We start from the raw sequence: 8,949 nt of genomic DNA, 5'->3' as shown, positions 1-8,949 counted from the left end.
GCTTGCGCCAGTTGTACAGCGTCGCCGCCGAGATGCCTTCCTCCTCGGCCAACTGCGCAATCGTGCGACTGCGCGGCGGCAAGAGCTTCTTCAACACCGCTTCCTTGTGCTGGTCGGAATACTTCATTGAAACCCTCACAACGCCCCCATCTCGGTTTCAGACTCTAACATCGGGGGAGGTTCCAACTAGCCTGACAGTGGGGGGGAGCTCGCCATGAGTAGCGATATTCGCGAGCAGATCACCGAATAGCTGACGGGCAACGACACGTGCTTCCTGATTGGTGCGGGCTGTAGTGCCTGTGCGGGCAAGCCGCTGATCGACGAGCTCACCCAGAATGTAACTGCAAGACGCCGACGAAAAGCTCGTAGAACAGTTCCAAAGTCTTAAGCCGGCTGGTGAGCGCTCGCCCACGATTGAGGATTTAATCAACTATCTCGTGCGTTACCGCGACATCCTGACGACGATCACCACCGCCAAAGATCACAGCCTGAGCGTCGAAGAGATCGATACATGGCTGACGGAAATCAAGAGGCAGATCGTTAATGAGGTCGCCGACGATTGGAAGTCAGGCGAGTACCATAAGCGGTTCCTCAAACGCTTGCGCCGCGCGCGTAAGCGTGGTCCTCGGGATATCTTCAGCCTCAACTACGACACATTGTTGGAAGCCAGCCTGGATTCCCTGCGGCTACCCTATGTGGACGGGTTTCGCGGGACCAACCGGGCTTGGTTTGATGCGGAGAATTTCGATGAAGCTGGCGCCGGTATTGCCTATCGGGTCTATAAGCTGCACGGGTCGATCAACTGGACGCGTGATGCGGACGGACATGTGCGTCGTGGTCGCAATGCGAATCAGGATGCGGTCGATGAGCCGGTCGTGGTCTACCCATCGGAGCAAAAATACTTACAGACCCAATACGGCGTCTATGAGAGACTCATCGGCCGCTTTCGCGATCGCCTGCGAGAAGCGGGCGTGAATAATCACTTAATTGTATTGGGCTATAGCTTTAATGATGAGCATATCAATGAAGCAATCTGTGATGCGATTAATGCGCCGCAAAGCAACCTAACTGTCATCGCATTCGTCGGACCCGAAGAGAATCGGGAAAAGCAAGATCTGCGCTTACAGGCTTTGAGCGAACGCTGTGATTTTCGCTTCAACGTGTTTGTCGGTGATCGGAATAATGGTAGCTTTATTGGTCATGCGCTTGATGCTGATTCATCGCGCAGTGTCCTGGAAGCTAATCTCTGGTGCTTTGAGAACCTCGTCGATTATATTGCCGGGGGCACCTGATGAGTGATCCAATCCTTAAAATCGGTCGCGTGGTCGAAGTCTCCGGCTCGAAGGTCATCGGTGAGCTTGAAGGCACGGTCGAAGATTTGCATCGAACCTATAAGAGCCGGCGTTATACGGTCGGCCAGGTAGGCTCCATCGTGAAGATAGAGGCCGGCGACAAGCTGGTCTTCGGGGTCGTCACGGCGCTGCGCATGGCCGAAACCATGCTCGATGCTGCTGCCACAGAAAAGCGCGAAGTGCCGGCTGACGGAACTTCGGATGCAAAATGGCTTGAGATTGAGCTTTTTGGCGAGGCGGTGCGCACCGGCCTTGGCGAAAGCGAGTTTGTTTTTCAGCGCGGGGTGGTTACCTATCCGCTGCCCGGACAGGGGATATTTGTTGCAAGTGTGCCTGAGCTACAGCGCATCTATAACCGGCCCGATAAGCCGAGCGTGCATGTCGGCACGCTCTCGCAAGCCGCATCTTTGCCGGTCTATCTGCTGACCGATGAGCTTCTAGGGAAACATTTTGCGGTCCTTGGCACCACTGGCGCCGGTAAGTCATGCTCGGTGACCGTATTGCTACGCTCGATCTTGGATGTTGCGCCGCGTGCGCATGTAATTTTGCTCGATCCGCACAATGAATATCGACGCGCTTTCCCCGATCTGGCCGAAGTAATCGACCCGACGACACTTAACCTGCCGCACTGGCTGCTTAATTTTGAAGAGAGCGTCGAACTCTTCATCGGCAAGACTGAACACGTCGCAACGAGCCAGACCAATATTCTTAAAGATGCGATATTGGCCGCGCGCCGTGAGTTCGACACGCCCGATATTCTGGCCGAGAGGATCACGGTCGATACGCCGGTACCTTACAAGCTTAGCACCATGCTGGATCATGTTGATAATGCCATGGCACAGCAGGCAGGCGGTAACAAGCAGAAGCAGGAGCCATATCAAAAAATCAAGAACAAAGCTCAAACATTACAGCAAGATAGTCGGTTTGGCTTCATGATCCGCCCTGACGAGCATGTCGGCGATCATCTCGCTGATCTCGTCGGGCAGTATTTGCGGATACCAGTTGAGGATAAGCCGCTATCCATCATCGATCTTTCAGGTGTGCCGTCCGATGTGGTCGATGTGGTGGTCTCAGTGCTATGCCGCATGATCTTTGATTTTGCGATATGGAGCGCGCGCCCGGTCCAGGTTCCGGTTGTCTTGATGTGCGAAGAGGCCCATCGATACGCACCTCGACGCGATGATGCCGCTTTCCAACCAACCAAGCAGGCGCTCTCACGGATTGCCAAAGAAGGCCGCAAATATGGTGTGGGCCTGGGCCTGATCTCGCAGCGCCCCTCCGAGCTGGCCGAATCCATTCTGTCCCAGTGCAATACGCTGATTGCCCTGCGAATGAGCAATGAGCAGGATCAGAATTTTGTACAGCGCGCGCTTCCCGATTCCGTGCGCAGCCTGGTGAGCGTCTTGCCGACCTTGCGCACGCAAGAAGCGCTTGTGGTCGGCGAAGGAACCGTCGTGCCGGTGCGCTTGCGATTCAATGACTTGGATGAAAATCATCGTCCGCAAAGCGCCGATGTGCCCTTTGCTGAACTGTGGAAAGCTGATAACGCCGGTAACGAGTACGTTGCAAGCGTCGTTCGCCGTTGGCGTATGCAAGAGAGGCCGCCACTCCTTGAGGGCGCAGCCAATGAGGCAGACGATCAAGAGCAATAGCGCCGGTAGCCACACTTGCATGAGCAAGCTGTAGCAAAAAGACGGTTTTTGAGAGAACGGCGGCTCACATCCCTGAATGGTGGTAAAGCGGCCTAAGGGATACTTCGAAGCTGTCGCGTGAAACGTTATTGGTAATTCATGGAACGAGTTTGGAAGGGCTCTCCTGTCATTTTCTGTTTGGCCGTTTTATCTCACTTTGCTGGTGATGGTCTGGGTAGTCTGGAAATTTGTGTTATGAAAAACGACGCAAGCAAGGTGGATTGGTTGTTTTCTATAGTTCGTATCGCGGGGGCTACGTTTCCTGCAACAGCCGCCTTAGTGCAACTCCAATCAGAAATTGACTCAAAAGCTATGGCTGCTCGTATAAGGCGGCTCGAGGACCCTATTAGCTTCCTTCATCAGGATGTCCCGGAAACATCGAAGCGCATATATGCTGAACTGAAGGTACAAGACTGCGATAACTTGGAATTTGACGAGACGTTTTATCGTACCCTTGGTCGTCCCCTGGCAGCGCTGGAGTCACAGGGTTACCTAAAATGCCGCCGGGCACTCAATCGGAAGTTTCCGTGCGGCATTTACCTTGCCGACCCCTCGTACATTATGTATCTGTGTGCCTTGTGCGAGAGCGACGCTTGTATGGCAGATCTTATTGAGCGCGTGGATGGGTGTCCAGTAGGGCAATGGTTAGATGGAGATGAGCTTAAGCGCGAAACAGGTCTTCCTCTACAGGTGGTGTCCGCCTGCTTTTCGATCTACGAGTCGAAGGGATATGGGCTATGCTCAAAAACGTTAGCGGTAGTGCGATACATGGGGAAGGCTTGACCAGCCGCAGAGTTTCTTTTGATCTCCTTTCCTTGCAGAACCGCTTTAGGGTCGAGCGATCTATACTGGGGAGCGCGGCCGTGCCGGTGCGGCTGGCCGGATTAAAACCCCGGCCTTCTGAAACACTATGGGTAAATCTGTTTCACACGCTCGCCCGGATGTGCTAAGAAGATCCGCAGAATAACGCCACACCCCCGGCCGGCCGGGGTTTTTTTAACGCCGGCTGTGAAACAAATGTCGGGAAAAAAATTACAAACCGAACAAAACGACGCTGTGCGCCTTGAGTACATCGACCCGCAGCGCAACGCCTACCGCTTCTACCGCGCGGTGCTCTGGCCGGATCTTTTCGGCGGGGTGGCGCTCGTGCGTGAGTGGGGGCGGATCGGGCAGGCCGGCACGGTGCGCCGCGATCCCTACGAAGACCTTGCCGCCGCGCGGCAGGCCTTAACGAAGCTTATTGAGCGCAAATGCCGGCGCGGCTACCGGGTGATCGCATGAGCGGTGAGGGGATGGCCCTTTTCGATGCGGCCGGGCGGCGCAAATACTTAACGGCCGAGGAGCGCTCGCGCTTTCTTGCCGCCGCCGAGACCGGCCCGCGCGAGAGCCGTACCTTATGTTTGGTGCTTGCCTACAGCGGCTGCCGATTGAGCGAGGCGCTTGCGCTCACCGCCGAGCGAGTGGATCTTGCCGCCGGCACATTAGTGTTTGAGAGCCTTAAAAAACGCCGCAGCGGGCTCTACCGGGCCGTGCCGGTGCCCCCGGCGATAATCGACGCCCTCGATCTCGCCCATGATCTGCGCGCCGTCCAGCAGTGCCCCAAGGCGCGTGCGGCGGTGCTTTGGCCGTGGAGCCGGGTGACGGCCTGGCGCCGGGTGGCCGAGGTGATGCGCCGCGCCGGGCTTGAGGGCCCGCAGACCACGCCCAAGGGGCTGCGCCACGGTTTTGGCGTGCAGGCCGTGAGTGTGGGCATTCCGCTCAATCTGGTGCAGAAGTGGCTGGGCCATGCGCAGCTCTCCACTACGGCGATCTATGCCGACGCCGTCGGGGCGGAGGAGAAGCAGATCGCAGCGCGGATGTGGTGAGCCTGTCAGGAGAAAGCGCTGTGGCATCGAAGGAAGACATACTCGAGCAGCTGGTGGAGGAGTTCCTGATCCACCGTGGGTACTTCGTGCGGCACAACATTAAGTTCTTGCCGAGGCGGGACCATCCAGACTTCATTGGCAACCAAGATTCCAACCACAGCGATATCGATGTCTTGGGGTTCCATCCGAGGCTGGGTGGCACCGATCGCGTGTGGGCCGTCAGCTGCAAGAGCTGGCAAGCCGGTCTTAATCCTCAGCGAAAGATCCAAGAGATCCAGGAAAACAAAAAAATCAGCGGCCGGGAAGCATGGCGCGGCTTTCGAGAGCTCGTCGCGCCGAAATGGTCGGAGGCTTTTATCCAGTCGGTAACCGAGGCAACGGGCGAGCGTGAGTTCACCTATGTCACGGCGGTCACGCACCTGAAGGGAAACCCCGAAGCCTGGGAACGCTATGAGCCTTTCCGCTTAGCCATGAACGGCAACCCCATCAAGGTGATCACGTTGGAGGAAATGCTTCATGAGGTTCTTCCCGCCCTCAGTACAACGGTAGCCGGGACCGAGTTTGGCCGCACACTGCAGTTGTTCAAAGCCGCCGGTGTGCTTAATCCCTAGCCAGACAAGCCTGTTCATTAAACATGTTTCCTCTCTGAACATGGCGGCGCAATCTGACCGTCAGGTCTTCTACCAGGTCGGTCGCCGTCAGTCGCAGGGTTGAACGCGTGGGCCGCGCGGCCAATGGCCAGTCATTTCCACTTCTCTTCCACGATATACATAATCATTTATCCATAAATTTCAGATAAATGATTGGTCAATTCAGGCAAAGACTCTTCTCCGCCTATCATTTTCATAGTCTCTTCGCGACCAATCCTGGCTACTCTCTTGAATTCCTTTTCTTTTATCCTGTTGTTACAACTCTTGGTAAGATCTATATAATCATTAGGAAAATACGTGTAAAAAAAATACATTGCTCCCCATTCTTGTTTTTTAGGGTCTTTTATATCACCAGATATAAAACCATTTAACAGAGCGCCAAACATGTATGCGACCAAAAACTCGTCATTGGCTGCTTGACTTGGTAGTGCAAACGAGCTTTTCCCTAATTCTAAAAACGCTGTTTTAAGTACAGGATTCAGTAGTTGTGCAACCATCTCAGCAACCTTTTCGCAGGATGGGCTCTCCATTGTTGGTGCACGTCGTCGTTCTAGCTCATCTACGTAGGCGCCAACACTAAGTTTCGGGGCTTGATCAGCGATTATATAGACATAATCGTGAGCTATTTGCCTAGCCGCAAATGGCATTTCTTTATCGTTGAGGCATGTGGTTAACCCATCTATCGCAAAATTAACTGTGTTCTCTTTAGATGAGTAGAAATCAGATAATCGAATTTGTCTGTAGATACCTTTTTTTATTTTGCCAAAAACCATTATCGCGCTCCCCTCCAGCACGCAGAAAGAACTAACTGAAAAGCATTGTATCGACTTCCTAATTTGCCGCCTCATACGGCATTTGGGTTACTGAGCCGTTTAGACGATTTTATGGTTTCTTTTGCGCGTCCTTTTGCAATAGTTTATTCATAACAAAAACAATGACTTGTGGTTTATTGGTGGACTGTAGCACAAAGGACCCTTTTAGCAACACTTCGCCGCATGCTCCATATGGGTAGCAACGACCATTGGCAAGCCGCGCTAACGTGAGCTTGAGAGGTTGTGAGCCCGCGCCCAAAGTCCCAAATTTACCTAGTCGCGCGGTTCCGACTATAATCATCGGTTACCTTCAAACCGGCGTCCCGCCAAGCTTTTCAAGGTACGGATCCTATGCGATTTGCCCAGGAAGCGCTCACCTTCGACGACATCCTGTTGCTGCCGGCCTATTCGGAAGTCCTGCCCCGGGAGGTGGAGCTGCGCAGCCGCCTCAGCCGGGAGATTGAGCTCAATCTGCCGCTTGCCTCGGCCGCGATGGACACGGTCACCGAGGCGCGGTTGGCCATTGCGCTCGCCGAGCAGGGCGGTATCGGCATCATCCACAAGAACATGACTATCGAGCAGCAGGCCATGGAGGTGCTGCGGGTCAAGAAGTTCGAAAGCGGCGTGATCAAGGAGCCGATCACCGTGGGCCCGCAGACGAGCATTCGCGAAGTGCTGGCGATGATGGGCCTGCACCGCATCTCCGGGGTGCCGGTGGTGGACGATGAGAACCTGGTGGGGATCGTGACCAGCCGCGATCTGCGCTTCGAGAGCCGGCACGACGCGCCGGTGACCGCCGCCATGACGCCCAAGGAACGGCTGGTCACGGTGCGCGAGGGGGCGGAGCGCGAGGAGATCCAGCAGTTGCTGCATCAATACCGCATCGAGAAGCTGCTGGTGGTGAATGAGAATTTTCAGCTTCGCGGGATGATCACCGTCAAGGACATTCAGAAAGCGCAGGACTACCCGAACGCCTGCAAGGACGAGCACGGTCGGCTGCGGGTCGGCGCGGCGGTGAGCACGGGGCAGGGCACGGAAGAGCGAGTCGATGCGCTGGTGAAGGCCGGGGTCGATGTGATTGCGGTGGACACCGCGCACGGCCACAGTCGCGGTGTCATCGAGCGGGTCGGCTGGATCAAGGCGGAATACCCCCACGTCCAGGTGGTGGCCGGTAATATCGCCACGGCGGAGGCGGCCCGGGCGCTCTACGAGGCCGGCGCGGACGGGGTCAAGGTGGGCATCGGACCCGGATCGATATGCACCACGCGGGTCATTTCCGGAGTCGGTGTGCCGCAGATTTCGGCGATCGTCAACGTCGCCGAGGAGCTGAAGCGCTCCGGAGTGCCGGTCATCGCCGATGGCGGCATCCGTTTCTCCGGGGATCTCGCCAAAGCCATCGCGGCCGGTGCGCATGCGGTAATGCTCGGCGGTATGTTCGCCGGCACCGAGGAGGCGCCGGGGGAGGTGGAGCTCTACCAGGGGCGCTCCTACAAGTCCTACCGTGGCATGGGCTCCATCGGCGCCATGGCGCAGACTTCGGGTTCCTCGGACCGCTACTTCCAGGAACGTGCCGATGGCGTCGAGAAGCTGGTGCCGGAAGGGATCGAAGGGCGTGTTCCCTACAAGGGCAGCCTGACGGGTATCGTCGAGCAGCTCATGGGCGGGTTGCGCGCCAGCATGGGCTATTGCGGCTGCGCCGATATCAAGGCCTTCCGCACGCAGACGCGGTTCACCCGGGTCACGCAGGCCAGTGTGCGCGAAGGCCATGTCCACGACGTGAACATCGTCAAGGAAGCCCCCAATTACCGGGTCGATTGACCGAACCGCAGAGGTTGCTGACGGCACATGGCCTCCGAGCTTTATCGCGAGCGGATCCTCATTCTGGATTTCGGCTCCCAGTACACGCAGCTCATCGCCCGGCGGATCCGCCAGGCGAACGTCTACTGCGAGATCCACCCCTGCGACTGGTCGGAGGCGGAGATCGAGGCGTATGCCCCCGTGGGCATCGTGCTCTCGGGCGGCCCGGAGTCGGTGCACATCAATAACGCGCCGCGTATCCCGGATAGCGTCTTTCGCCTGGGCGTGCCCGTGCTGGGGATCTGTTACGGCATGCAGGCGATGGCCTGGCAGCTCGGTGGACGCGTGGAGCCCAGCGAGAGCAAGGAATTTGGTTATGCGCAGGTGCGCGCGCGCGGCCATTCGCGGCTTTTGCGGGAGATCGAGGATCACACCAGCCCGGAAGGCTATGGCCTGCTCGATGTATGGATGAGTCACGGGGACCGGGTCGCCGAGCTTCCGCCGGGCTTCAAGGTCATCGCCAGCACGCAGAGCGCTCCGATTGCCGGCATCGGCGATGAGGAGCGGCTTTTCTACGGTTTGCAATTCCATCCGGAGGTCACCCACACGCCTCAGGGGCAGCGGATCATCGAGCGGTTCGTTGCGCAGATCTGTGGCTGTTCGGGGGAGTGGACGGCGAGCAACATCATCGAGCACAGCATCGAGCGGATCCGCGAGCAGGTGGGCGGGGAGCGGGTGCTGCTCGGGCTATCGGGCGGGGTGGATTCCTCCGTGGTGGCGGC

Annotated in this window: 9 protein-coding genes; 7 read left to right on the top strand and 2 right to left on the bottom strand. The window is 57.0% G+C overall.

What is annotated here, in order from left to right; translation table 11 throughout:
- Positions 1–127 (bottom strand): transposase (locus AC52Q4_RS12195; RefSeq protein WP_495537073.1); only part of this gene is annotated, 127 nt, incomplete at its 3' end.
- 310 nt (positions 128–437) lie between these two features.
- Between AC52Q4_RS12195 and AC52Q4_RS12190 the strand changes: the two genes are divergently transcribed.
- From AC52Q4_RS12190 to AC52Q4_RS12170, 5 genes are all read left to right on the top strand, one after another.
- On the top strand, positions 438–1,292 hold the full coding sequence (locus AC52Q4_RS12190; protein ID WP_495537072.1) for an SIR2 family protein: 855 nt from the start codon (positions 438–440) through the stop codon (positions 1,290–1,292).
- Complete coding sequence (locus AC52Q4_RS12185; protein ID WP_495537071.1) at positions 1,292–3,004, top strand: ATP-binding protein; 1,713 nt, start codon at positions 1,292–1,294, stop codon at positions 3,002–3,004. Before AC52Q4_RS12190 ends, AC52Q4_RS12185 begins: the two co-directional genes overlap by 1 nt.
- Before the next feature lie 1,056 nt (positions 3,005–4,060).
- Positions 4,061–4,324: a WGR domain-containing protein gene (locus AC52Q4_RS12180; protein ID WP_495537070.1), complete on the top strand. Its 264-nt coding sequence runs from the start codon at positions 4,061–4,063 to the stop codon at positions 4,322–4,324.
- The gene (locus AC52Q4_RS12175) at positions 4,321–4,908 is read left to right on the top strand and encodes a tyrosine-type recombinase/integrase (RefSeq protein ID WP_495537069.1); all 588 of its coding nucleotides are present in this window, start codon (positions 4,321–4,323) and stop codon (positions 4,906–4,908) included. The genes AC52Q4_RS12180 and AC52Q4_RS12175 overlap by 4 nt, the downstream gene beginning before the upstream one ends.
- A 20-nt stretch (positions 4,909–4,928) precedes the next feature.
- Complete coding sequence (locus AC52Q4_RS12170; RefSeq protein WP_495537068.1) at positions 4,929–5,519, top strand: hypothetical protein; 591 nt, start codon at positions 4,929–4,931, stop codon at positions 5,517–5,519.
- A 167-nt stretch (positions 5,520–5,686) separates the two neighbouring features.
- Here the strand turns inward: AC52Q4_RS12170 and AC52Q4_RS12165 are convergent, their stop codons facing one another.
- The gene (locus AC52Q4_RS12165) at positions 5,687–6,331 is read right to left on the bottom strand and encodes a hypothetical protein (RefSeq protein ID WP_495537067.1); all 645 of its coding nucleotides are present in this window, start codon (positions 6,329–6,331) and stop codon (positions 5,687–5,689) included.
- A gap of 390 nt (positions 6,332–6,721) precedes the next feature.
- On the opposite strand from AC52Q4_RS12165, the gene guaB reads away from it, so the two are divergent.
- A complete protein-coding gene (guaB, locus tag AC52Q4_RS12160; protein ID WP_495537066.1) occupies positions 6,722–8,188 on the top strand; it encodes an IMP dehydrogenase in 1,467 nt (488 codons plus the stop codon).
- Positions 8,189–8,215: 27 nt separating this feature from the next.
- Positions 8,216–8,949, top strand: a 734-nt coding sequence (gene guaA, locus AC52Q4_RS12155; RefSeq protein WP_495537065.1) for a glutamine-hydrolyzing GMP synthase, incomplete at its 3' end; no start/stop codon positions are given.

This window comes from Nitrococcus sp. (genome assembly GCF_059432795.1).
Note: the sequence above shows the minus strand (reverse complement) of the source record. Positions and strands in the feature narration are given on the sequence as shown.